At 74.1% G+C, this 23185-nt stretch carries 18 protein-coding genes; 5 read left to right on the plus strand and 13 right to left on the minus strand.

All coding sequences use genetic code 11. The features are described from left to right. Positions 1 to 14: 14 nt before the first annotated feature. From ACBI99_RS24570 to ACBI99_RS24580, 3 genes are all read right to left on the minus strand, one after another. Positions 15 to 146 carry a hypothetical protein gene (locus ACBI99_RS24570; RefSeq protein WP_281427272.1) on the minus strand — a complete coding sequence of 44 codons (132 nt, stop codon included), beginning with the start codon at positions 144 to 146 and terminating at the stop codon, positions 15 to 17. Positions 147 to 178: 32 nt separating this feature from the next. After that, on the minus strand, positions 179 to 3244 hold the full coding sequence (locus ACBI99_RS24575; RefSeq protein WP_375073575.1) for an AAA family ATPase: 3066 nt from the start codon (positions 3242 to 3244) through the stop codon (positions 179 to 181). Between the two features lie 110 nt (positions 3245 to 3354). After that, positions 3355 to 3546, minus strand: coding sequence for a hypothetical protein (locus tag ACBI99_RS24580; protein ID WP_219510312.1), 192 nt, complete (start codon positions 3544 to 3546; stop codon positions 3355 to 3357). Positions 3547 to 3823: 277 nt separating this feature from the next. Between ACBI99_RS24580 and ACBI99_RS24585 the strand changes: the two genes are divergently transcribed. Continuing rightward, complete coding sequence (locus tag ACBI99_RS24585) at positions 3824 to 3964, plus strand: hypothetical protein (protein ID WP_357583438.1); 141 nt, start codon at positions 3824 to 3826, stop codon at positions 3962 to 3964. Further along, complete coding sequence (locus tag ACBI99_RS24590) at positions 3952 to 4122, plus strand: response regulator transcription factor (protein ID WP_219510310.1); 171 nt, start codon at positions 3952 to 3954, stop codon at positions 4120 to 4122. The genes ACBI99_RS24585 and ACBI99_RS24590 overlap by 13 nt, the downstream gene beginning before the upstream one ends. On the opposite strand, the gene ACBI99_RS24595 is transcribed toward ACBI99_RS24590, so the two are convergent. Beyond that, complete coding sequence (locus ACBI99_RS24595) at positions 4119 to 5021, minus strand: GntR family transcriptional regulator (RefSeq protein WP_364171708.1); 903 nt, start codon at positions 5019 to 5021, stop codon at positions 4119 to 4121. The genes ACBI99_RS24590 and ACBI99_RS24595 overlap by 4 nt on opposite strands. Before the next feature lie 98 nt (positions 5022 to 5119). Between ACBI99_RS24595 and ACBI99_RS24600 the strand changes: the two genes are divergently transcribed. After that, positions 5120 to 6211 (plus strand): FAD-dependent monooxygenase, encoded by a 1092-nt coding sequence (locus tag ACBI99_RS24600; RefSeq protein ID WP_375073577.1) that lies wholly within the window; start codon positions 5120 to 5122, stop codon positions 6209 to 6211. A gap of 19 nt (positions 6212 to 6230) precedes the next feature. On the opposite strand, the gene ACBI99_RS24605 is transcribed toward ACBI99_RS24600, so the two are convergent. The 5 genes from ACBI99_RS24605 to ACBI99_RS24625 form a co-directional block, all read right to left on the minus strand. After that, positions 6231 to 7184: a GNAT family N-acetyltransferase gene (locus tag ACBI99_RS24605; RefSeq protein ID WP_375073578.1), complete on the minus strand. Its 954-nt coding sequence runs from the start codon at positions 7182 to 7184 to the stop codon at positions 6231 to 6233. A 61-nt stretch (positions 7185 to 7245) separates the two neighbouring features. Next, the gene (locus tag ACBI99_RS24610) at positions 7246 to 9483 is read right to left on the minus strand and encodes a heavy metal translocating P-type ATPase (RefSeq protein ID WP_375073579.1); all 2238 of its coding nucleotides are present in this window, start codon (positions 9481 to 9483) and stop codon (positions 7246 to 7248) included. Positions 9484 to 9506: 23 nt separating this feature from the next. Beyond that, positions 9507 to 10256 (minus strand): hypothetical protein, encoded by a 750-nt coding sequence (locus ACBI99_RS24615; RefSeq protein ID WP_375073580.1) that lies wholly within the window; start codon positions 10254 to 10256, stop codon positions 9507 to 9509. 307 nt (positions 10257 to 10563) lie between these two features. Beyond that, positions 10564 to 11952, minus strand: a complete 1389-nt coding sequence (locus ACBI99_RS24620; protein WP_219517930.1) for an MFS transporter — start codon at positions 11950 to 11952, stop codon at positions 10564 to 10566. A gap of 142 nt (positions 11953 to 12094) precedes the next feature. Next, positions 12095 to 13696 carry an ABC-F family ATP-binding cassette domain-containing protein gene (locus tag ACBI99_RS24625; protein ID WP_357583426.1) on the minus strand — a complete coding sequence of 534 codons (1602 nt, stop codon included), beginning with the start codon at positions 13694 to 13696 and terminating at the stop codon, positions 12095 to 12097. 254 nt (positions 13697 to 13950) lie between these two features. Between ACBI99_RS24625 and ACBI99_RS24630 the strand changes: the two genes are divergently transcribed. Both ACBI99_RS24630 and ACBI99_RS24635 read left to right on the plus strand, forming a co-directional pair. Beyond that, positions 13951 to 14607: a TetR/AcrR family transcriptional regulator gene (locus ACBI99_RS24630; RefSeq protein ID WP_219517934.1), complete on the plus strand. Its 657-nt coding sequence runs from the start codon at positions 13951 to 13953 to the stop codon at positions 14605 to 14607. A 31-nt stretch (positions 14608 to 14638) separates the two neighbouring features. Then, the gene (locus ACBI99_RS24635) at positions 14639 to 16162 is read left to right on the plus strand and encodes a serine/threonine protein kinase (RefSeq protein ID WP_375073581.1); all 1524 of its coding nucleotides are present in this window, start codon (positions 14639 to 14641) and stop codon (positions 16160 to 16162) included. 99 nt (positions 16163 to 16261) lie between these two features. Here ACBI99_RS24635 and ACBI99_RS24640 read toward each other — a convergent pair whose 3' ends face one another. The 4 genes from ACBI99_RS24640 to kdpB all read right to left on the minus strand — a co-directional run bounded on the left by ACBI99_RS24640 (position 16262) and on the right by kdpB (position 23185). Continuing rightward, positions 16262 to 17671, minus strand: coding sequence for an MFS transporter (locus tag ACBI99_RS24640; RefSeq protein ID WP_219517937.1), 1410 nt, complete (start codon positions 17669 to 17671; stop codon positions 16262 to 16264). Between the two features lie 124 nt (positions 17672 to 17795). Beyond that, positions 17796 to 20327, minus strand: coding sequence for a DUF4118 domain-containing protein (locus tag ACBI99_RS24645; RefSeq protein ID WP_375073582.1), 2532 nt, complete (start codon positions 20325 to 20327; stop codon positions 17796 to 17798). Beyond that, positions 20324 to 21154: a potassium-transporting ATPase subunit C gene (locus ACBI99_RS24650; RefSeq protein WP_375073583.1), complete on the minus strand. Its 831-nt coding sequence runs from the start codon at positions 21152 to 21154 to the stop codon at positions 20324 to 20326. Before ACBI99_RS24650 ends, ACBI99_RS24645 begins: the two co-directional genes overlap by 4 nt. Next, positions 21155 to 23185, minus strand: a complete 2031-nt coding sequence (kdpB, locus tag ACBI99_RS24655; RefSeq protein ID WP_375073584.1) for a potassium-transporting ATPase subunit KdpB — start codon at positions 23183 to 23185, stop codon at positions 21155 to 21157.

Genomic DNA, 23185 nt, shown 5'->3' on the forward strand with positions numbered 1-23185 from the left:
CTGAGGGGTGAGAGTCAGACGGGCTCGAACCCTTCGGGGGCGTCTTCGAGTGGTTCGATGACCGGCTGCTCCGGCGGGGCCGCCGGTCCTTTCCGCGCTGGGTCGGAGTCAGCCGGATCGCCGTCGGTGGCGTCGGTTTCGGACATGCCCCAAGCGTCGTCCGCACCGCCGGTGGGGACTATGGGTAGGCCACCCCATTCGCGGCCCCCGTACCGGGCGGGTCACTACGGGGGTCCCCGAGGTGGGCGGCGAGCGCGGTGCGGGAGCGCAGGCCGAGCTTGCGGAGCGCGGCGCCCAGGTGCTTCTCGACCGTCCGGGGCGAGACGAACAGCCGGCGGCCGATCTCCCGGTTCGTCAGCCCGGCGGCGGCCATTTCGGCTATCTCCCGTTCCCGGGGCGACAGGTCGGCGCCGTACCCCTGCGGGCCGCCGGGATACCGGCCCCTGACCGTCACCCCGTGCTTGCGGGCGAGCTGCGCCGCCCGGTCGAGATCCCACCGCGCGGCCAGCTCCCGAAACCCCGCGATCGCCTCCAACAACAACCCCGGAGCATCCGAAGGGCGGGAGAGGCCGACAGCCCCGGAAGAGGCGGCACCCCCCGAAGAGGCGGCAGCCCCCGAAGAGGCGGCCCTCCCAGAGGGGGCGGCCCTCCCGGGTGGGGCGGCTGGTTCGGCGGGGTCGGGTTCGGTGGGTTTGGTGGGTTTGGTGGTGAAGAGGTGGGCGGCGGCGAGTTCGCGGGACTGGGCCGCCTCGTACGGGGCTCCCAGGAGGTCGTAGCCCGCCGCCGCCGCGCGGAACAGCGCCGCCGCGTCCGCGCCGTCGGCGGCGAGGTGGCCGCGGGCGTGCGCCAGGGCCGCCGCAGCCATCGGCGCGTCGAGCCCGTCGAGCCGCGCCGACACCCGCTCCACCAGCGCGGCGGCCTCGGCACGCCGGCCCGCCGCCGCCATCGCCTCGGCCAGCGCGGGCAGCGCGCGCACCGCCAGCGGCCAGAGCCCCTTGACCTCCCACACCTCGACCGCCGCCTCGACGGCCGCGAGCGCGGCCCCGGCCTCGCCGCTCGCCGTGGACAGCCTCAGGAAGGCGGCCATCGACAGCGGAAGCAGCTCGTAGGCCCCCTGGACCAGGGCGGTGCCGGTGACCTCGGGCAGCTCGCGCCGGGCGGTGTCGAGCTCGCCACGCGCGAGCGCCAGGCAGGCTGCGACGATCTCGGCGCCCAGGCGGTCGAACGGCCGCCCGCCGTACTCGTCGAGCAGCAGCGCGGTCTCCTCCTCCAGCCCGTCCCAGCGGCCACGGCAGCAGGCGAGCAGGAGGGCGACCAGCCGGCAGCGCGACAGCGGCTCGCGTGACGACTCCTCGCCGGCCGCGCCGCGCATGGCGGCGGCCAGCAGGTCGGCGGCGACGGCGTAGTTGCCCGCGAGGCAGGCGTTCTCGGCGATGGACCGGTAGGCGCCCACCTCCTGCCGGTGCCGTGGCCGGCCGCCGGTCCTGCGGCGCACCTCCTCGGTCAGCTCCAGCCAGCGCGGGTCGCCGTACCCGCTGAAGGAGGTCGCGACCTTGCCGAGGACGAAGACCTCCTCGGCCGGGTCGCCGACGCGCGGGGCCGTCTCCAGGGCGCGTTCCAGCCACGTGACGTGCTCGGCCAGCGGCACGCTCGGGTCCATCGGCCTGCCGAGCGACGCCATCGCCCAGGCCGTGAGGTCGGGCCGGTCGGCGAGGTCGCCGACGGCGGCGGCGATGGTGCGGCGCTGCGCGCCCGAGTCCTCGCCGAGCCTCTCCTGGAGCATGCCGACGAGGAAGTTGAGCTCGCCGCGCAGCGGGCCGGGCTGCTCCGTCTCCAGCGCCTGCGTCAGCAGGCCGATGATCTGGGGCGGGCGCAGCACCTGGGCGGCGGCCCAGCCGAGGCGCGCGGCCAGGCGGCCCCGGCGTCGCGGGTCGAGCGGGGCGTGGCGCAGCACGTCCTCCAGGATGCGCACGGCTTCGGCGTCGTCGCCGAGGCGCGACGCCTGCTCGGCCGCCCGTTCCGCGGCCTCGACCCAGTCGGCCAGCCGCCCGGCCTGGCGCAGGTGGTGGGCTTCCTGGCCGAGCGGCACGGGCCGCAGCTCCCGTACGACCGCCGCCGCGCGGGCGTGCAGCTCCTGGCGGCGCCCGAGCGGGATCGCGCCGTAGACGGCCTGCGCGGCCAGCACGTGCCGGAACGCCACCGCGCCCGCCTGCTCGGCCAGCAGCCCGGAGACCAGCAGCTCGTCCACCCCGGCCACGGTGCCGGCCCTCGGCAGCCCGCACACCCGGGCCAGGTCGGCCGGCCGCGCCGGGGCCTGTAAGACCGCGGCGGCCTCCGCGACGGCACGCGCCGCCTCGGGCAGCCGGGCGACCCGTTCGCGCACCGAGTCGCGCACGCCGGGCGGCACGTCGAGCTCCGCCACCGCCTTGCGCGCCCATCGCCCGCTGCGCAGCCTGATCAGCGCGCCCCGCGCGCGCAGCAGGGCCATCAGCTCCTGTACGGCCAGCGGCAGCCCTGACGACAGCTCGTGCAGGTGGGCGCCGAAGTCGGCGGTGACGCCGGACTCGCCGAGGATCGCCGCGGCCAGGTCGCCGGTCTGGGTGACGTCCAGCGCCTTCAGCAGGATGTGATCGTGGAACACCGCGTCCGCCGGACGCCCGGTCACCTCCCTGACGACCGCGCCGGCTTCCTCGCCCCGGTAGGTGAGCACGATCGACAGCCCGGGCGGCGGCACCGCCAGCGCGTAGGCGAGGAACTCGACGGTCTGCTCGTCGGCCCAGTGCAGGTCCTCCACGACCAGCACCACCGGGCCGAGCGCGCGCAGCACCTCCGCGAGCCCCCGGAACAGCCGGTGCCGTTCGGCGGCCCGGTCGTCGAGCGGGTCCAGCGCGGGCGGCAGCACCGGGGCCAGCTCGGGCAGCAGGCCGCGCAGCGCGCCCGCCACCGGCGACAGCCCGGCCCGCGCCAGCGGCTCCTCGGCGCCGCGCAACGCCTCCACCAGCGGCCCGAGCGGGAACGGCTCCCGGATGCGCCGGGCGCCCCCGCGCAGCAGCAGCCGGCCGGCGGTCTCGGGCCGTGCCGCCAGCTCGGCCAGCAGCCTGCTCTTGCCGATCCCGGCCTCGCCTTCGAGCACCACCACGGCCGGTGGCCGGCTCACCGCCGCGGCCAGGCGGCGCAGCTCCTCCTCGCGCCCGACCAGGACCGGCGAGATCACCCGTCCCGAGACCGTGTCACCGTTGGTCATCGGGACCGCCTCCGCTCACCAGGCCATGCTGCGATCATTCATACAGCAACCGGCCCGGCGGGCTCACGGGCGGGCCGTGCATTGTGCATGGCGCATCGGTGCACGCGGAACTACTGGCCGGCGCCGAGCGCGACGGCGGGCACGGACCAGCGGGCGGGCAGCCACAGCAGGGTGTTGGCCACGGCCAGGCCGACCAGCGGCGACAGGGCGCCTTCGCCGACGTGCAGCGCGGCGGCGGTGACGGCGAGGATGTGCGCTGGGAGCGTCCGCCGCCAGTGCCGGGCGGGCCTGGCCCGGGGCACGCCGTGGTGGAGCTGGAACGCGACGGCCAGGACCGCGGCCGTGACGGCGACGGCCCAGCGGCCGGGATCGGCGGCACCACTGCCGGGCCCGTGTCGGCGACGTTGTGGAGCGCGATGACGGCCACGTTGACGGTCATCGCGGTGAGCGCCCACCAAGCGAGCCGCGACGGCGCATCGGGCGGGCCGGTGGGGGCGGCGGGCGTCGAAGGCGCGCCGGGAGCGGCGGCGACCGCCCTGGCCTCGGCGGCGGCCTCGCGGGCGGCTGCCGGACTGCCGGGTGCTGATCCTCACCGCGCTGGGCCGGCCCGGCAACCTGCGGCGCGGCGTCGACGCGCACGTGTCGGGGTTCATGCTCAAGGACGCGCGGCCGCAGGAGCTGGTGGCCGCGATCCGCGACGTCGCGGCGTGCTGCGCCTGACCGGCGCCGGGGCCGGGGCCGCGCCCCGCGACATCGCCAGGGACCTGTACCTCAGCTACGGCACCGTGCGCAACTACCTGGCCTCCGCCGTCACCAAGCTGAACGCCCGCACCCGGCAGGACGCGATCCGCATCGCCACCGAGGCCGGCTGGCTCTAACTCGTCGCCGACCGTTCGATCAGCCTGTCGATGCCGTCGAGCAGCGGCTGCAGGCCGAACTCGAAGAACGCGTCCAGGTCCAGGTCGTAGCCCTCGCTCGGCAGCCCGGCGAGCACCTTGGCGAACGTGGGCATGCGGCGCAGGTCGAGGGCGCTCATCCGGGCGTCGACCCACTCCTGGTCGGACACCCCGGTCGCCGCCTGGACCTGGGCCTCGTGCTCCAGGTTGGCGGCCAGGCCCTGGACGTGGCTGAAGACCAGGACCTGGAGGTTGAGCATGGTGACCGAGCCGAGGCCGAGGCCGTCGAGCGCGGCCAGCAGGGACTCGGCGTAGACCATCAGGTTCGGCAGGGGCAGCGGCCGGTTGAGCGGGGTGACGTGGGCCAGCCACGGGTGCCGCCGGTGCACCCGCCACAGCAGCCGCGCGATCAGCTCGATCCGGTCCCGGCGGCCCTCCGGCAGCGTCTCCGGCCACTCGGCGTCGCCGTAGGCCGCGTCGGCCATGAGCGTCACCAGCTCCTCCTTGCCGCCCACGTAGCGGTAGGGCGACATGGCCGAGACGCCGAGCCGGGCCGCGACGCCGCGCATGGACAGCACGGCCAGCCCCTCGGCGTCGGCGATCTCCATCGCCGCCGCGACGACGCGCTCGCGGGTCAGGCCCTGCTCCCCCGGCGGGCGGCGCCGCTGGGCGCGGTCGGCGACGACGGTGCCGGAGCGCGGGCGGGCCTCGACCAGGCCCTCGTGGCCGAGCGTGGCGAGCGCCTTGGCCGCCGTGGCGAGGGCGACGCCCCATTTCATGGCGATCTGCCTGGTCGACGGCACCCGATCGCCGGGCGCGAGCTCGCCGTCGTCGATCCGCCGCCGGAGGTCGTCGACGATCTGCTGGTACGGCGCGGGCATGCGTCTCTCCTTCTGTACTAGTACAGAACTTACCAGATAGCCCTTTGCAACCTCTGTATTTACGCTGTACGTTCAGTCGTACACGAGAGGGGTTCACCATGAAGAAGGCACTCATCTCCGGCGCGGGGACCGCCGGATCCGCGCTGGCGTACTGGCTGGGCCGCCAGGGCTTCGCCGTCACCGTCGTCGAACGGTCACCCGCCCTGCGCACCGGCGGGCACGCGGTCGACGTACGCGGCGCGGCGCTCGAGGTCGTCGACCGGATGGGCCTGCTGGAGCGGGTCCGGGACGCCAGGACCGCCTACCGGGGCATGTCCGTGCTCGACGGCGACGGCAACGAGGTCTTCCGCACCACCGAGACCACCTACAGCGGAGGCCGGCTCGACAACGACGACGTGGAGCTGTTCCGCGACGACCTCGCGGGCATCCTGCACGAGCACGCCCCGGCCGGCTACCGGTTCGGCGACTCGATCACCGCGCTGCGCGAGCACGAGCACGGCGTGCGCGTCACGTTCGCCCGCGCCGAGCCGGCCGACTACGACGTGGTGATCGGCGCGGACGGGCTGCACTCGGCCGTGCGCCGGCTGGCCTTCGGCCCCGAGGAGCGCTTCGTCCACCCCATCGGCCAATATGTCGGCATCTGCACGATGGACAACTTCCTCGGCCTGCGCGACTGGCAGACCTGGCTGAAGGACGGCGACGCCGGCTACGGCCTCTTCACCACCCGCGACAACAGCCGCATCAAGGTCTACCTGGGCTTCAACGCCGGGCCGATCGCCTACGACCACCGAGACGTCGAGCAGCACAAGCGCATCACCGCCGAGCACTGCGGCGGCCTGCGCTGGGAGACGCCCAAGCTGCTGGAGGGCATGTGGGCCGACCCGGACTTCTACTTCGACGCCATGGCCCAGGTCCGCATGGACCGCTGGTCGGCCGGGCGGGTGACGCTGCTGGGCGACGCCGCCTGCTGCCCCTCCCCGATGTCCGGCCAGGGCACCAGCCTGGCGCTGGTGGGCGCGTACGTGCTGGCCGAGGAGCTGGGCAGGGCCGGTCACGAGACCGCGTTCGCCCGCTACGAGGCCCGCATGCGGCCCTTCGCCGAGGTCAACCAGGCCCTCGCGCTGGAGAACCCGGGCGGCCCCGCCGCCGAGGAGTCCGTCGACCGGGCCAAGAACGCCATCACTCTGTGACGGCGGCTCAAGCTCGCCATCACTGCCTGACGTGCACGTACGAGGTCCTCGTCCGGAACGTGGCGAACCCGGCGCGCTCGTAGACGGAGACCGCGCCGGTGCCGTTGTCGGCGTCGACGCTGAGCCCGGCCGTGGCGTAACCCTGGGCCCGGAACGCGGTGAGCGCGTGGGAGACGAGCGCGCCGGCCACGCCTCTGCCCCGCCACTCGGCGACCGTGGCGACGACCTGGATCCACGCCTCGGGCGCGCCGGTCGGGGCGGGCCGGTGGTGGGTGAGCAGGCAGCCCACGGCGTGCCCGCCGGCCACGGCCAGGAACGAGCCTGCGGGACGGAAGACCCCGGTGCCGGTGATGGAGCGGTTCCAGCTCTCGGCGGTGTGCGGCGTGTAGCCCCAGTGGTCGCGGAAGGCGGCGTTGCGCACCTCGCGCGCCTGGTCGTCGAGCTCGGGAGCCCAGGGGACGATCGTGACGCCGCCGGGCGGCCGGGGCGGCGGGACCGGGACCGTCAGGTCGCGCCGCCGGTCCTGGAAGACACGGGTGGGCACGAACCCGGTGCGCTCCGCCAGCACGGCCAGCCCGTGGTTGTCGTCGGGGACGTGCAGCTGCAGGTGGAGCGGCTTGCCGGGATGCTTGCGGGCGTGCAGCTCCGGCGCGGTGGCGAGCACCCAGTCGATGATCCGCCTGCCGTGGCCGCGCCTGCGATGGGCGGGGTGCACGCCGCCGCCCCACAGGTCCATCAGGTGGACGGGCTCCGCCGCGTGCCTGACCGGGGCCAGCCCGACCGCGACGATCTCCCGGCCCACGCGGGCCGCCAGCGTGCCGCGCTCCAGGTCGAGCAGCGGGTTGGCGAGGCGTTCCGTCATGAGGTCGACGCTGACCTGGTCACCGGAGCGGTCGGCCGCCGCGACGGCGGCGGCGAACTCCGCCCAGGCCGGCGCGTCGTCCGGGGTGAGCGGTCCCCACGTCACGTCCATGATCCCAGGCTAATGCGCCGCCGCCGGAGGTCGTCCGGCGGCGGCGCGTCACGCCCCGAGATCACTTGAAGCTGCGCAGGCGCAGGCTGTTGCTGACCACGAAGACGCTGGAGAACGCCATCGCGGCCCCGGCGATCATCGGGTTGAGCAGGCCGAGCGCGGCCAGCGGCAGGGCGGCCACGTTGTAGGCGAAGGCCCAGAACAGGTTGCCCTTGATCGTGGACAGCGTCCGGCGCGACAGCCGGATGGCGTCGGCCGCCACCCGCAGGTCGCCGCGGACCAGGGTCAGGTCGGACGCCTCGATCGCGGCGTCGGTGCCGGTGCCCATCGCCAGGCCGAGATCGGCCTGGGCCAGCGCGGCGGCGTCGTTGACCCCGTCGCCGACCATCGCCACGACCTTGCCCTCGCCCTGGAGCCGCTTGACCACGTCCACCTTGTCGGCGGGCAGCACCTCGGCGATCACCTCGTCGATGCCCACCTCGGCGGCGACGGTCCGGGCGACCGCCTGGTTGTCGCCGGTCAGCAGCACCGGCGTCAGCCCGAGCGCGCGCAGCTGGGCGATGGCCTCCTTGCTGGTCGGCTTGACCACGTCGGCCACCTCCAGGACCGCGCGGGCCTCGCCGTCCCAGCCGACCGCGACAGCCGTGCGCCCGGCCTCCTGCGCCTCGCGCAGAGCCTGCTCCAGCGCGGGCGTCAGGTGCTGCGACCACTCCTGGAGCAGCCTCGGCCGGCCGACGAGCACCGCGTGCCCGTCGACGACGCCCTGGACGCCGAGCCCTTCGACGTTGGCGAAGCCGTCGACCTCGGGCAGCTCGCCCACCTTGGCCTGGGCGGCGTTGGCGATGGCGCGGGCGATCGGGTGCTCGGAGGCGTGCTCCAGCGCCCCGGCCAGCCGCAGCACCTCGTCCTCGTCCTGGCCGTCGGCCACGTGGACGCCGGTGAGGGTCATCCGGCCCTCGGTGACGGTGCCGGTCTTGTCCAGCACCACGGTGTCGATGCGCCGGGTGGACTCCAGCACCTCCGGACCCTTGATCAGGATGCCGAGCTGGGCGCCCCTGCCGGTGCCGACCAGCAGCGCGGTGGGGGTGGCCAGGCCGAGCGCGCACGGGCAGGCGATGATCAGAACCGCGACCGCGGCGGTGAACGCCGCCCCGACGCCGTCTCCGGTGCCGAGCCAGAAGCCCAGCGTGCCGACCGCCAGCGCGATCACGATGGGCACGAACACGCCGGAGATCCGGTCGGCCAGCCGCTGCACCTGCGCCTTGCCGGTCTGCGCGTCCTCGACGAGCTTGGCCATCTGGGCGAGCTGGGTGTCGGCGCCGACCCGGGTGGCCCGGACGATCAGCCGGCCGCCCGCGTTGACGGTCGCCCCGGTCACCGGGTCGCCCGGCCGCACCTCGACCGGCACGGATTCGCCGGTCAGCATGGAGGCGTCGACCGCCGAGCTGCCGTCCTCGATCACGCCGTCGGTGGCGATCTTCTCGCCGGGCCTGACCACGAACCGGTCGCCGACCTTGAGCTGCGCGGTCGGGATGCGGCGGCCGTCGGCCAGCTCCACGTCCTTGGCGCCCAGCTCCAGCAGCGCGCGCAGCGCCGCGCCGGCCCGCCGCTTGGACCGCGACTCGAAGTAGCGGCCCGCCAGGATGAACGCGGTCACGCCCGCGGCGGCCTCAAGATAGATGTTGCCCGAGCCGTCGCTGCGCGCGATGGTGAACTCGAACGGGTGCGTCATGCCCGGCACGCCCGCGGTGCCGAAGAACAGCGCCCACAGCGACCAGCCCAGCGCCGCGATGGTGCCGATCGAGATCAGCGTGTCCATCGTGGCGGCGCCGTGCCTCAGGTTGGTCCACGCCGCCTTGTGGAACGGCCAGCCCGCGTACACCACCACAGGAGCGGCCAGCACCAGCGACAACCACTGCCAATAGGTGAACTGCAACGCCGGCACCATCGCCATCGCGATCACCGGGACCGACAGCACCACGGAGGTGATCAGCCGCTGCCGCAGCGTGCGCAGCTCGTCGTCCCGCGGCTCGGCCGCGCCCTCGCCGGCAGCCTCGTCCTGCTCGGACGGGGGCAGCGCGGCCGAGTAGCCGGCCTTCTCCACCTCGGCGATCAGCAACTGCGTGTCCACGCCGTCGGGGAAGGTGACCTTCGCCTTCTCCGTCGCGTAGTTGACCGTCGCGGTCACGCCGTCGAGCTTGTTGAGCTTGCGCTCGATCCGGTTCGCGCACGACGCGCACGTCATGCCGCCGATCGAGAGTTCGACCGCGCTCTGCCGGTCATCGGTGCGAGACGTCATCGCCCTGCCTCCAGTTCTCTCGTTCAGTGACTGTGCTCGCCGTGCCCGGTGGGCTCGGCGTCGGGGGTGGGAGCACCCGTCGCCGGGCCGGTGCGCAGCGTGAAGTCGGCCGTACGGACCTTGCCCTCGTGCTGGAAGTCGAGGAAGAGCCGGTAGCCGCCGGCGCTGGGCGCCTCGGCGTAGAAGACGATCTCGGGTCCGGGCTTGGTCTTGCCGTCGCCCGGCTCGCCGTCGGGGTGAACGTGCAGGTAGGCCAGGTCGCCTGCGCGCAGCGCCACCAGATGACCATACGCGCCCAGGTAGGGTTCCAGGTCCGTCACGGGCTTGCCGTCCTTGCTGACGGTCAGCGTGAGCTTGCCGGTGCTGCCGGCGGCCAGGTCGCCGTCGAGCTTGACCTCGTAGCCGTCGACGGTCGAGGTGCGCGTCTCCTCGGGGAGCGGCTTGGGCTCGTGGTCGCCCGCGACGAGCAGGTCGGCGCCCAGGGTGAGCGCCTCGCCGCCGGTCGGGGCGAAGTCGGCGAACGCGCGGTAGGCGCCGGCGGACTCAAGGGTGAGCGGCACCGACCAGACTCCGTCGGCGGCCATCTCCGGGTGCACGTGCTGGAAGGTGTCGAGGTCGCGGGAGACGACGATGAAGTGCATCTTCTTGTCGTGCTGGACCTGGTAGTCGGTAACCGGCTCGCCGCCGGCGTCGGTCACGGTGAACCGGAAGTCGGCCTTCTTGCCTGCCTTGAGCGTGGTCAGCGGATTGAGTGTGTAGCCCTTCTCGGACACTTGGAGCCCCCCGGGGGTATCGTTCTTCGTCTGCTCGGCCTGGTGGCCGCCGTGGCTCTCCGTGGGCATCGTCGCGGCGGGGGGGGGGGGGGGGGGGGGGGGGGGGGGGGGGGCGCCCCCCCCCCCCACGCCCGTCATGTTGCCCACGCCCAGGGCGCCGCCGAACACGACGGCCAGCCCCAGGACGTAGGCGCCCAGCTTGGTGGCCGCGTTCACGTGCGGCCCGCCCTCTCACACCCGGTCCTGCTCATCTCGATCTCCTCTTCGACCCGTTCCACGTCCGCTTCCCTCTCAACACTATACCCCCCTATGGTATTTCCGAGGCAACCTCCTGCCGCGCCGGGCGGCGCATCGAGACCACGGTGAGCACCGCGCCCGCGAGGGCGACGACGCCCGCGCCGATGAACGCGGCCTGGAATCCGCCCGTCAGGTCGGCACTCCCCTGCGAGGTCGCGATGGCCGTCATGACGGCCAGGCCGACGGCGGAGCCGACGTTGTAGGTGGTGTTGACGATGCCCGAGGCCAGCCCGCTCTCCTCCGGCCGCACGCCCGACATCGCGGACATCATGGCCGGGATGTAGGCCAGCGACATGCCGACGGCCGCGATCAGGCTGGCGGGCAGCACGTCGGTGGCGAAGGCCCCGTCCGCGCGGACCAGGCTCAGCCCGAGCACCCCGGCGCCGAGGACGGCCAGGCCGAGCACGATGAGCGGCTTGGCGCCGTAGCGGCCGAGCAGCCGGGCGGTGATGCCGATCATGAAGATCATGACCGCCACCGTCATCGGCAGCAGCGCCGCGCCGCTGGCGAACGCGCCGTAGCCGAGGACCTGCTGCAGGTAGAGGTTGAGGAAGTACCACATCGGGATCCAGGCGGCGCCGAGCAGCGCCATCGCCAGGTTCGAGGCGGCCAGGCCCGGCGTCTTCCACACGCTCAGCGGCATGAGCGGCTGCCGCACCGAGCGCTGCACCAGCAGGAACAGCCCGAGCAGCACCGCCGCGCCCGCGCCCTGGACCAGGGTGGCGGTCAGGCTCTGCTCCGGAGCCCGGACGATCGTGTAGACGGCCAGGGCGATGCCGCCCGTGACGGAGACCGCGCCGAGCACGTCGACCGATCCGCGCCTGCCCTGCGTCGCCGGCAGCAGCCCGGGGACGGCGGCCAGCGTGAGCAGGCCGATCGGGATGTACACGATGAACACCCACGGCCAGCTCAGGTATTCGGTGATCACGCCGCCGAGGAACACCCCGGCGGTGCCGCCGGCCGGCGCGGCGGCGCCGTACAGCGCCATGGCCTTGCCCAGCTCGCGCGGGTTGTGCCCGAACAGCATCATGAGCAGGGTCATCGCGGCCGGCGCGATGAGCGCCCCGCCGACGCCCTGGACGGCGCGGCCGAGGATCTCCACCCACGCGCTGCCGGCGAAGGCGGCGACCACCGATCCGGCGGTCAGCACGACCCATCCGGCGGCGAACACCTTGCGGGCGCCCAGCAGGTCCGACAGGCGGCCGCCGAGAAGCAGCAGGCCGCCGAAGGCGATCACGTAGGCGTTGAACACCCACTGCAGGTCGCCCTGGGAGAAGCCGAGGTCACGCTGCATGTCGGGCAGCGCGACCCCGATGATCGACGTGTCCATGATGACCATGAACTGCGCGGCGGCGAGCACGACGAGCGCCCACCACCTGCGCGGGTTGACGGCATTCATAACCGCTCTCCTGACACTCTGGATACCCCTGTGGGGTATCTGCGCGAGGGAACGTAACATACCCCCTAGGGGTTTGCCAAGTGGCCCGTGGAACGCCGGAGGGGCGCCCGCCTCGTGGCGAGCGCCCCTCCGGGTGGTGCGGTCAGAGCTGGAGCCTGGGCCAGCCCGCCGTGTCACGGAGCAGCTGCCGGTCGTGCGTGGCCATCACCACGGCCGCGCCCGTGGCCGCCAGGGCCTCGGTCAGCTCCTCCACCAGCGTCATCGACAGGTGGTTGGTCGGCTCGTCCAGCAGCAGGACGTGCGGCCGGGCTGCCAGCAGCACGGCCAGGTCCAGCCGCCGCCGCTGGCCGAGAGACAGCTCGCTCACCGGCTGGTGCGTGGCGGCGGGCGGCAGCAGGCCGAGCTGCGACAGCCCGACCCGCTCCCCCGACGCCGCGGCGGCCGTCTCGTACACCTCGAAGGCGCGGCGGCGGGACGGCGGCGGCGGCTCCTGGGCGAGCAGCCCGATCCGGACGCCGCGCTTGTGCTGCACGCCGCCCGTCGCCGGGCCGAGCGCGCCCGCGAGCACGGCGAGCAGGGTGGACTTGCCGCAGCCGTTGGGCCCGGTGACCAGCAGCCGGTCACCGGCGCGCAGCAGCACCGAGCACGGCTCGTCGAGCCTGCCCGGCACCGTCACGTCGTCGGCCCGCAGCAGCGTCGCGCCCGCCGGGCCGCCGAGGACCGGCGGGTGGAAGCGCAGCGGCGGCTGCGGCACGTCCAGGACGTGCGCCTCCAGGTCCTCCTGCCGCCGGTGCACGGCCCGCACCAGGGCGGGCGCCCGGGTGGCGCGGGTGTGCTTGCCCGTGCCCTTCTCCGGGCGCCACCCGGTGGACAGCCGGTTCTGGGCCGCGGACAGGTCCTGGGCCAGCTTCCTGCGCTCCTCCTGCTGGTCGCGGTACTCGCTCTCCCAGCGCTCCCGCTCGGCGCGGCTGCCCTCGCGGTAGCCGGCGTAGCCGCCGCCGTAGACGCGGGGGCGGCCGTCGCGGGTCGGGTCGAGGTCGAGCACGGCCGTGGCGACGTCGGCCAGCAGCGCCCGGTCGTGGCTGACGAGCACCACGCCGCCCGGGTGCTCGCGCAGCCGCGCCGTCAGGTGTTCCAGCCCCGCCGCGTCGAGGTGGTTCGTCGGCTCGTCCAGCAGCAGCAGGTCGTAGCGGGAGCCGAGCAGGCACGCCAGCCGGATCCGGTAGCGCTGCCCCACGGACAGGCCGGCGAGCGGCCGGTCGCGGTCGGCGACCGCGTCCAGGGCGGCGAGCGAGACGTCGACGCGGCGGTCGGCGTCCCACGCGTCGATGGACTCGGCCGCGGCGAGCGCCGCCGCGTACTCCTCGTCGGCGCCGGGGCGCTGCTCGGCAAGCGCCGCCGTCGCCGCCTCGAACGCGTGCAGCACGGCCCGCACCTGGGCCAGCTCCAGATCGATCAGGTCGCCGACGGTGCGGTCGCCGTCGACGGGCATCTCCTGGTCGGCGACGCCGATCGTGCCGGCGCGGTGCACGGTGCCGCTGTCGGGCGCCAGGGTCCCGGCGAGCACCTGCAGCAGGGTGGTCTTCCCGCGCCCGTTCTCGCCGACCACCCCCAGCCGGTCTCCGGCGGAGACGGTCAGATCGACCCCGGCGAGTACGGGACGGCCGCCACGGGCCAGATGCAGATCGACGGCATTGAGGTGGGCCCGCGCACGGGTGGACGACACAGTGGTGTCGGTGAACATACTTCCTCCGGAGAACCGGATCGCGGGCACGCCGAAGAGGCCGGGTGGCGATCCGGGAAAAGGTGAGATGACGGCGGAAGGCTCAGCCGCACCCGCACGGCGGGGGCTGAGGCCGTCACTCTCAGAGGAAGTACAGATACTGCATGTCTCCAAGGTAACAACCGGGACGGCGACCCCGCAAAGGCATTTGCCGGGCTTGCGGCCCTGTGATCGTTCTTCTAAGTTAGGCCCCGTAACCAGGGGGGAAGGCGGCGATGCGGACCGGCGGGCGGACGGCCATGTTCACGCTGGACGACGTGGTCGAAGCCGGGATGCGCATCGGCCTGGTCGAGCTGACCATGCAGAAGGTCGCCGACGCGCTCGGCGTCACGACCGCGGCCGTCTACCGGCACGTGCCCAGCCGTTCTGCCCTGGAGAGCCTGGTCGGCGAGGCCATCCTGGCCAAGCTGGAGCTGGTCGACGACCCCGCCGAGCCGGCCGCCGCCCACCTGGTCAGCTTCGCCTCACAGCTGCGCCGCTTCACGCTCGAACACCCGGGCACCGCCCTCTACTTCCAGCGGCTGTTCCCGCGCGGCGCCTCCGGCGTCCGGCTGCTGGAGCACCAGATCGCCGCCCTGGGCAGGCGCGGCTACGACCCGGCCGCCGCGACCGTGCTCAGCTCGGCGATCGCCACCATCACGCTCGGCGTCACCGTGGGCGAGCAGGAGCGGGCGGCCCTTCTCGAATCCCCGGCCGCCGACGAGGCGATGGCCGCGATCGCCGGGTCCGACCTGCTGCGGCAGGCCGCGGCAGGCATCCCCGCACACACCCCGGAGGACTACTTCGTGCTGATGATCACCGCGACCGCCGAGGGACTGGTCGCCCAGCTCCCACCCGGCCGGCCGATCACCGTCCCGGGGACCGCGCCCTGAGCGCCGGTCGGCGCGGCTGCGAGGAGGCCCGGTGCCCGAGCCGCTGAACCTCCTCCCCGACGACCCGCGCACGGTCGGGCCCTACCAGCTCGAAGGACGGCTCGGGGCGGGCGGCCAGGGCGCCGTGTACGCGGCCCGCGGCCCCGAGGGCGAACGGGTCGCCGTCAAGCTGCTGCACCCGTACCTGATCGCCGACGAAGAGGCGCGCGTGCGCTTCCTGCGCGAGGTGGAGACCGCCAAGCGGGTCGCGCCGTTCTGCACCGCCCAGATGCTCGACTCCGGGTTCGCCGGGAGCAGGCCGTACATCGTCAGCGAGTTCGTGGACGGGCCGTCGCTGCAGGAGTCCGTCCGGGCGAGCGGGCCGCGCGGCGCGGCGGCGCTGCAACGGCTGGCGATCAACACGGCGACCGCGCTGGCCGCCATCCACGCGGCCGGGGTCGTGCACCGCGACTTCAAGCCGGGCAACGTGCTGCTCGGCCCCGACGGTCCCGTGGTGATCGACTTCGGGATCGCCAAGGCGCTGGACCTGAGCCAGTCGGTCGTCACCAGCCAGCCGATCGGCAGCCCCGCCTACATGGCGCCCGAGCAGATCGCCGGCCGCGAGGTGGGGCCGCCCGCCGACCTGTTCACCTGGGCCGCGACCATGCACTACGCGGCCACGGGCAGCCGGGCGTTCGGCGGCGACACCATCCCCGCCACCCTGCACGCGGTCCTCAACTCCGAGCCCGACCTCGACGGGCTGGAGGTGCGCTTCGCCCGGCTGCTGCGCGAGTGCCTGTCCAAGGACCCCGCCAAGCGGCCCACCGCCGCCCAGGTGGTCGAACGGCTCCGCGCGCTGCCCCCGCCCGCCTGGCAGCACGCCCCGGCCTCGGCGAAGAACGGCAGGAAGCCGGCGCGGCGGCGCGCGGTCGTCGCCGCCTCGGTCGCGGGCGCGCTGGGCGTGGCGGCCGGGGTCGGCTTCTACGCGCTGGCGCCCGCCACCGCCCAGCAGCAGGCGGCGGCCCCGACGTCCTCGGTCACCGGCACGCCCGGCACCCCCACCGGCAGCCCGCCGCCGCCCACGACGCCGCCCACGACGCACCTGCCGTCGATCACCGCGATGCAGGGCGACGTCTCCGACCTCGCCAAGAGCTCCGCGGCCACCCCGACCAAGGTGCCCCGCAGGGCCTCCACGGCCCCGCCCGCGGACCCCGACCCCGACCCGCCGAGCAGCCGCAAGCCCACCACCGCCCCGAAGACGGCCAGGCCGACCCCGAAGGTCACCCACCAGTCGACGACCCCCAAGACCCCGGCGGACCAGGAGACCACCCGCCCGCCGGCGCCCGCCCCCTCCACCGGCCAGGTCAGCTGGAACGACGCCACGGCCTACTGCAAGGAGCAGGGCTACAAGGGGATCTCGTACATGGCCGGGTGGCAGGGCATGAAGTGCCAGGGCAGCGACCACGAGATCTCGCCGACGACGCTGTGCGCGTGGAAGTACCCCGCCTACTCCAACGCCGTCGGCGAGCAACCGTCCAACCCGTACACCCCGATGGCCACCTGCCGCCTGTCATGACCCCGCCCCCACGGGGACCCGCTCAGGGGCAGAACCGCGTCAGGGGCGGGGCCGTCGATGGGGCGGAGCCCGCTCTGGAGCAGAAGCCCGTCGGGGGCGTCAGGACGGGCGGCGGTCGTTGCGGGCCGCCAGGGCCATGCCCGCGGCGGCGGTGAGGACGCCGATCAGGGCGTAGCCGAACGCGGTCCGGTAGCCGGCGACCAGCGCCTCCGGGCCGCCCGGCGCGTCCGCCGTGACGGAGGCGGCGGCGCCGACCAGGACGGCCAGGCCGAACGCGCCGCCGAGCTGGTCCACCGAGCGCTGCACGCCGGAGGCGACCCCGGCGTCCGCCTCGGTGACCCCGTGCAGGGCGGCGTTCTGCAGCGCGATCAGCCCGATCGCCATCCCGGCCGCGACGGCGACCATGCCGGGCACCACGTCGATCCACAGCCGGCCGTCGACCGGCAGCCGGGCCAGCCAGCCCACCCCGGCCGCCGTGCACAGCAGCCCGGCGATCGCGGTGTGCTTCATGCCGAGCACCCGGATGAGCCCGGCCACCCGCGTGACGGCCAGCAGCAGCGCGGCGCAGAACGGCAGGAACGCCAGCCCGGACTGCAGCGGGCTCAGCCCGAGCACGTTCTGCAGGTAGAGGGTGGCCAGGAAGAACGTGGTCGACAGCGCGGCGCTGAGCAGCACGGTCGCCGCGTTCGCGACGGCCCTGGTGCGGTCGGTGAAGAAGCCGAGCGGCACCAGCGGCTCCCGGGTCCTGGCCTCGACCAGGACGAACAGGCCCAGCGCGAGCGCCCCGGCGCCGAGCGGGACCAGGACCCCGGGGTCGGTCCACGGGTGATGGGCGGCCCGCAGGATGCCGTACACCAGGGCGACGGGACCGAACGTGAGGAGCGCGGCCCCCGGCAGGTCCAGCCGCCCGCCCGCGCGGGGGCCGTCGCCGCGCACCAGGAGCGGCGTCACCAGCACCACCACGAGCGCGAGCGGCACGTTCACGAAGAAGATCCACCGCCAGTGCAGCAGCTCGGTGAGCACCCCGGAGAGCAGGACGCCGACCGCGAGCCCGCTGCCGGAGATCGCGCCCCACACGCCGAGCGCCTTGGCGCGTTCGGCGGGTTCGGTGAACAGCAGCGCGATCAGCGACATCGCGGCGGGTGAGGCCAGCGCCTCGCCCACGCCCTGCCCGAATCGGGCGAGGACGAGCGTCTCCAGGGTGGGGGCGAGCCCGGCGGCCAGCGACGCCACCCCGAAGACCGCGGCGCCGGCCAGGAACAGCCGGCGGCGGCCGAGCAGGTCGGCGATCCGCCCGCCGAACAGCAGCAGCCCGCCGCCGACCAGCGCGTATCCGTTGACGACCCAGGCGAGGGCCGCGGCGTCGGCGCCGAACTCCCCGCCGATGGACGGCAGCGCCACGTTGACCACGGTGACGTCGACGGCGATGAGGAACTGCAGGAGGGAGAGCAGGGAAAGGACGAGCCAGGACCGGCCGAGGGCGCGGTCAGGCTCCTGAACGAAAGCCATGTTGAAGGGAACTCCAGGCCAGGCGCTCGTCACGGACGAGAGCCGAAAAGAAGGAACGGGCACCTGTCGCGCCGCGGTGGGGCGCGCCTGGAGTTACTTGGTGAACGAGGCCATGCGCGGGAGGCTAGCAGATGGACAGGGTGACGGTCATGGTCAGGCCGCCTCCCGGCGTCTCCTCCGGTACGAGGGTGCCGCCCATCGCCTCGGTGAGGCCGCGCGAGAGGGCCAGGCCGAGCCCGACGCCGGAGTGGTTGTCGCGGTCGCCGAGCCGCTGGAACGGCTGGAAGACCCGGTCGTGCGCCTCCGGCGGGATGCCGGGGCCCCGGTCGACGACGCGGATCTCGACCCGGTCGCCGTGCCCGCTGGCGGAGACGGTGACGCGCTCTCCCGGCGGGCTGAAGCGTACGGCGTTGGCCATGAGGTTGGCCAGGACGCGCTCCAGCAGGGCCGGGTCGGCGAGGATGTCGGGCAGGCCGGGCGGGAGGTCGGCGTCGACGCGGTCGCGCAGCGGGCCGAGGTCGTCGACGGCTCGCGGGAGGATCTCCTGCACGGCGGTCGGCTGCTGGTGCACGCCGAGGACGCCGGCTTGCAGGCGGCTCATGTCGAGCAGGTTGTCCACCAGGCGGGCGAGCCTGTCGAGGGATTCGGCGGCGGTGGCGAGCAGTTCGGCGCGGTCGGCGTCGCTCCAGGCGATCTCGGTGTTGGCCAGGCTCTCGACGGCGGCCTTGGCGGAGGCGAGCGGCGTGCGCAGGTCATGGCTGACGGCGGCGAGCAGCGCGGTGCGCATCCTGTCGGCCTCGGCGAGCGGGCGGGCCCGTTCGGCGGCCTCCTGGAGGCGTTGCTGGCGCAGCGCGACGGCGGTCTCGGCGGCGAAGGCCTCCAGGACCGCGCGGTCGGCGGCCTCCAGCGGGCCGCCCCGGGCGGCCACGATCAGGTCGTCGTCGACGACCACGTCGGTGTCGGCGCGGCCGGGGCAGGTGGCGGGGGCGCCGCCGGTGGAGGCGACGATGCGCCAGGCGTCCGGGTCGTCCTGGTGGTCGGGCGCGCGGGCGGCGCCGGGCTGCCGTTCGAGCAGGGTGACCGTGGTGAGGCCGAACGCCTCGCGCATCCGTTCCAGCAGCGACGGCACGGCCGCCTCGCCGCGCAGCACGTGCCCGGCCAGCGTGGACAGCAGCTCGGCGTCGGCGCTGGCGCGGGCGGCCTGGCGGGTGCGCCGGGCCGCGATGTCCACGATCGTGCTCACCGCGACGGCCACCAGCACGAACACGGCCAGCGCGAACAGGTTCTCCGGGTCGTGGATGGTGAACTCACCGGTGGGCGGGGTGAAGAACCAGTTGAGCAGCAGCGATCCGCCCACCGCCGCGGTGATCGCCGGCCACATGCCGCCGGCCAGCGCGACGCCGACGGTCAGGCAGAGGAAGAACAGGATCTCGCTGGTCAGCGACAGCACGTCGCGGAAGGCCGACAGCGTGAACGTCAGCAGCGGCATCCCGGCCACGGCCAGCGCCCAGCCGGTCAGCTGCCGCGCGCGGGTGAGCGCGGTCCGCGAGCGGACCGGCCTGCGGCGCCCCCTCTTGGCCTCCTCGTGCGTGATCATGTGGACGTCGATGGAGCCGGACCGGGCGGTGGTCTCGACGCCGACGCCGCGCGAGAGCACCTGCGCGAACCGGCCCCGCCGGGAGGCGCCGAGGACGAGCTGCGTGGCGTTGACGCCGCGGGCGAAGTCGAGCAGCGCGCGCGGCACGTCGTCGCCGACCACCTGGTGGTAGGTGCCGCCCAGGCTCTCGACCAGCGTGCGCTGCCGCGCCAGGCTGGCGGGGTCGGCCCCGGCCAGGCCGTCGGCGCTGGTGACGTGCACGGCCAGCAGGTCGGCGCCCTTGCTGCGGGCGGCGATGCGGGCCGCCCGGCGCACCAGCGTGTCGCCCTCGGGGCCGCCGGTCAGCGCGACGACCACGCGCTCGCGGGTCTCCCACGTGCCGGCGATGCCGTGGTCGGCGCGGTAACGGTCGAGCTGGTCGTCGACCTTCCCGGCCACCCACAGCAGGGCCAGCTCGCGCAGCGCGGTCAGGTTGCCGACGCGGAAGTAGTTGGCCATCGCCGCGTCGACCTTCTCGGGCGCGTACACGTTGCCGTGGGCCATGCGGCGGCGCAGCGCCTCGGGCGACATGTCGACCAGCTCGACCTGGTCGGCGCGGCGCACCACCTCGTCGGGGACGGTCTCGCGCTGCGGCACGCCGGTGATCTCCCGCACCACGTCGTTGACCGACTCCAGGTGCTGGACGTTCACCGTGGAGATCACGTCGATGCCCGCGTCGAGGATCTCGTCGATGTCCTGCCAGCGCTTGACGTTCCGGGAACCGGGCACGTTGGTGTGGGCCAGCTCGTCGATCAGCGCCACCTTGGGCGCGCGGGCGATCACGGCCTCGGTGTCCAGCTCGGTGAAGGTGGCGCCCCGGTGCGTCAGCGTCCGGCGCGGGATCACCTCCATGCCCTCCAGGAGGGCGGCGGTGCGGGGGCGGCCGTGGGTCTCGACGAGCCCCACGACCACGTCCCGGCCGCGCTGCAGGGCGCGGCGGCCCTCGCCGAGCATCGCGTACGTCTTGCCCACCCCGGGCGCCGCCCCGAGGTAGACGCGCAGGCGGCCTCGGCTGCTCATGACCGGTCGAGGGCCAGGTTCAGTTCGAGCACGTTCACCGCCGGCTCGCCCATGAAGCCGAGCGCCCGGCCGGTGGTGTGCTGGTCGATGAGCCGTTCGACGGCGGCTCGGTCGAGGCCGCGCTCCCCGGCCACGCGCGCCGCCTGGAGGCGGGCGTAGGCGACGGAGATGTGCGGGTCGAGGCCGGAGCCGCCGGCGGTGACCGCGTCGGCGGGCACGGCGGGCGGGCCAGCCGCTCCCCTGACGGGCACGGTACGGCCTGCCGCGTAGTCCTCGCCGGGCGTGGCGCACTCGACCTTCAGCCCCCGGTAGGAGGCGGTGAACGGGGTGGCCGGGCAGGGCTGGTTGACGCTGACGGCGCGGCCGGGGAAGACCTTCAGCACCGCGCCGACCCCGTCCGGCGTGCAGTACGGGCGGGCGCCGCTGACGCCTTCGAGCTCGCCGACGGCCTTGGAGCGGGCGCAGACCTGGGTGAGCAGCGACTGGCGGCCCTCCTCGCCGGGCGTGGGCAGCGTGTCGACGACGTCCTCGGGGCCGAGGTTGCTCGCGCCGGTCGCGGTCGGGTCGTAGCCGGCGGCCGACGGCCTGGACTGGAAGTACTTCCTGACGGGCTCGCCGTCCGGGCCGGTGAAGGACTGGCCGATGAGCGCGCTGCCCACCTCCCTGCCCCCGGCCCGCACGAGCGAGCCGTCGGCGTGGTCGTCGAACAGCGCCTGGGCGACGCCGGTGGTGACCAGCGGGTAGACCAGGCCGAGCAGCACGGTCAGGACGGCGACCGCCCGGATCGCGGCGACATACCGGCGGAGCCGGCTGGGCAGACGTTCCATTTACGACATCCCCGGAAGGAACTGGACGAGCAGGTCGATGAGCTTGATGCCGGCGAACGGCGCGACGACGCCGCCCAGGCCGTAGACGTACAGGTTGCGGCTGAGCAGCTTGGACGCGCTGGACGGACGGTATCGGACGCCCCTGAGAGCCAGCGGGATCAGCGCGACGATGACGAGCGCGTTGAACACCACCGCTGACAGGATCGCCGACTGGGGGCTGGCCAGGCGCATGATGTTGAGCGTGTCGAGGCCCGGGTAGACGGCCGCGAACATCGCCGGGATGATCGCGAAGTACTTCGCGAGGTCGTTGGCGATCGAGAACGTGGTCAGCGCGCCGCGCGTGATGAGCAGTTGCTTGCCGATCTCGACGATCTCGATGAGCTTGGTGGGGTCGGAGTCCAGGTCGACCATGTTGCCGGCCTCTTTGGCCGCGCTGGTGCCGGTGTTCATGGCGACGCCGACGTCCGCCTGGGCCAGGGCGGGGGCGTCGTTGGTGCCGTCGCCGGTCATCGCGACGAGCCGGCCGCCCTCCTGCTCCCGTTTGATCAGCGCCAGCTTGTCCTCGGGGGTGGCCTCGGCCAGGAAGTCGTCCACCCCGGCCTCGTCGGCGATGGCCCTGGCCGTCAGCGGGTTGTCGCCGGTGATCATGACGGTGCGGATGCCCATCCGGCGCATCTCGTCGAACCGCTCGCGCATGCCCGGCTTGACCACGTCCTTGAGGTGGATGACGCCGAGCACCCGGCCCTTCTCGGCCACGACGAGCGGGGTGCCGCCGGAGGCGGAGATGCCGTCCACCAGGTGGCCGACCTCCTCCGTGGGGTGGCCGCCGGCGTCGCGCACCCACTTCATCACCGCCGTGGCGGCGCCCTTGCGGATCTCGCGCCCGCCCACGTTGACGCCGGACATCCGGGTCTGCGCGGTGAACCGCACCCATTCGGCGTCGGCCACCTCGCGTTCGCGCAGCCCGTACACCTCCTTGGCGTGCACCACGACGGAACGGCCCTCGGGGGTCTCGTCGGCCAGGCTGGAGAGCTGGGCCGCCTCCGCGAGCTGCTGCTCGGTGACCCCGGAGACGGGGACGAACTCGCCGGCCTGCCGGTTGCCCAGCGTGATCGTGCCGGTCTTGTCCAGCAGCAGCGTGGACACGTCGCCCGCCGCCTCGACCGCCCGGCCGGACATGGCCAGCACGTTGCGCTGCACCAGGCGGTCCATCCCGGCGATGCCGATGGCCGACAGCAGTGCGCCGATCGTGGTCGGGATCAGGCAGACGAGCAGCGAGACCAGCACGATGCCGGTGACGCCGTCGGCGTCCAGCGCGAGCGAGTCGGGCACGCCCGGGTTGACGAGCTTGGCGTACACGGCGAGCGGCTGCATGGTCACGGTGGCGACCAGGAAGATGATCGTCAGCGCGGCGAGCAGGATGTTGAGCGCGATCTCGTTGGGCGTCTTCTGCCGGTTCGCGCCCTCGACCAGGCCGATCATCCGGTCGATGAAGCTCTCGCCGGGCTTCTGGGTGATCCGGACGACGATCCGGTCGGACAGCACCTTCGTGCCGCCGGTCACCGCCGACCGGTCGCCGCCGGACTCGCGGATGACGGGCGCGGACTCACCGGTGATGGCCGACTCGTCCACCGAGGCGACGCCCTCGACCACGTCGCCGTCACCGGGGATGATCTCCCCGGCCTCGACCACGACGAGGTCGCCCTGGCGCAGTTCGGGGGCGCCGACCTCGGTCCACTCGCCGGACCCGCGGCTGGTCAGGCGGCGCGCCCGGGTGTCGGTCCTGGCCTTGCGCAGCGTGGCGGCCTGGGCCTTGCCGCGTCCCTCGGCGACGGCCTCGGCCAGGTTCGCGAAGATCACGGTCAGCCACAGCCACGCCACGATCGCCCAGGCGAACACCGACGGGTCGAGCACGGCCAGCACGGTGGTGAACGCCGCGCCGATCTCCACGATGAACATCACCGGGTTGCGCCACAGCGTGGCGGGGTTGAGCTTCTTCAGCGCGTCAGGCAACGACGCGAGTGGCGACAT

Origin of the sequence: Nonomuraea sp. ATR24, from assembly GCF_041950485.1 — a bacterium.
Lineage (GTDB): Bacteria > Actinomycetota > Actinomycetes > Streptosporangiales > Streptosporangiaceae > Nonomuraea > Nonomuraea ceibae.

Coding starts and splice junctions, on each gene's coding strand:
- ACBI99_RS24570 (WP_281427272.1), bottom strand. CDS start 146: ATGTCCGAAACCGACGCCACCGACGGCGATCCGGCTGACTCCGACCCA.
- ACBI99_RS24575 (WP_375073575.1), bottom strand. CDS start 3,244: ATGACCAACGGTGACACGGTCTCGGGACGGGTGATCTCGCCGGTCCTG.
- ACBI99_RS24595 (WP_364171708.1), bottom strand. CDS start 5,021: ATGCCCGCGCCGTACCAGCAGATCGTCGACGACCTCCGGCGGCGGATC.
- ACBI99_RS24600 (WP_375073577.1), top strand. CDS start 5,120: ATGAAGAAGGCACTCATCTCCGGCGCGGGGACCGCCGGATCCGCGCTG.
- ACBI99_RS24605 (WP_375073578.1), bottom strand. CDS start 7,184: ATGGACGTGACGTGGGGACCGCTCACCCCGGACGACGCGCCGGCCTGG.
- ACBI99_RS24610 (WP_375073579.1), bottom strand. CDS start 9,483: ATGACGTCTCGCACCGATGACCGGCAGAGCGCGGTCGAACTCTCGATC.
- ACBI99_RS24620 (WP_219517930.1), bottom strand. CDS start 11,952: ATGAATGCCGTCAACCCGCGCAGGTGGTGGGCGCTCGTCGTGCTCGCC.
- ACBI99_RS24625 (WP_357583426.1), bottom strand. CDS start 13,696: ATGTTCACCGACACCACTGTGTCGTCCACCCGTGCGCGGGCCCACCTC.
- ACBI99_RS24630 (WP_219517934.1), top strand. CDS start 13,951: ATGCGGACCGGCGGGCGGACGGCCATGTTCACGCTGGACGACGTGGTC.
- ACBI99_RS24640 (WP_219517937.1), bottom strand. CDS start 17,671: ATGGCTTTCGTTCAGGAGCCTGACCGCGCCCTCGGCCGGTCCTGGCTC.
- ACBI99_RS24645 (WP_375073582.1), bottom strand. CDS start 20,327: ATGAGCAGCCGAGGCCGCCTGCGCGTCTACCTCGGGGCGGCGCCCGGG.
- ACBI99_RS24650 (WP_375073583.1), bottom strand. CDS start 21,154: ATGGAACGTCTGCCCAGCCGGCTCCGCCGGTATGTCGCCGCGATCCGG.
- kdpB (WP_375073584.1), bottom strand. CDS start 23,185: ATGTCGCCACTCGCGTCGTTGCCTGACGCGCTGAAGAAGCTCAACCCC.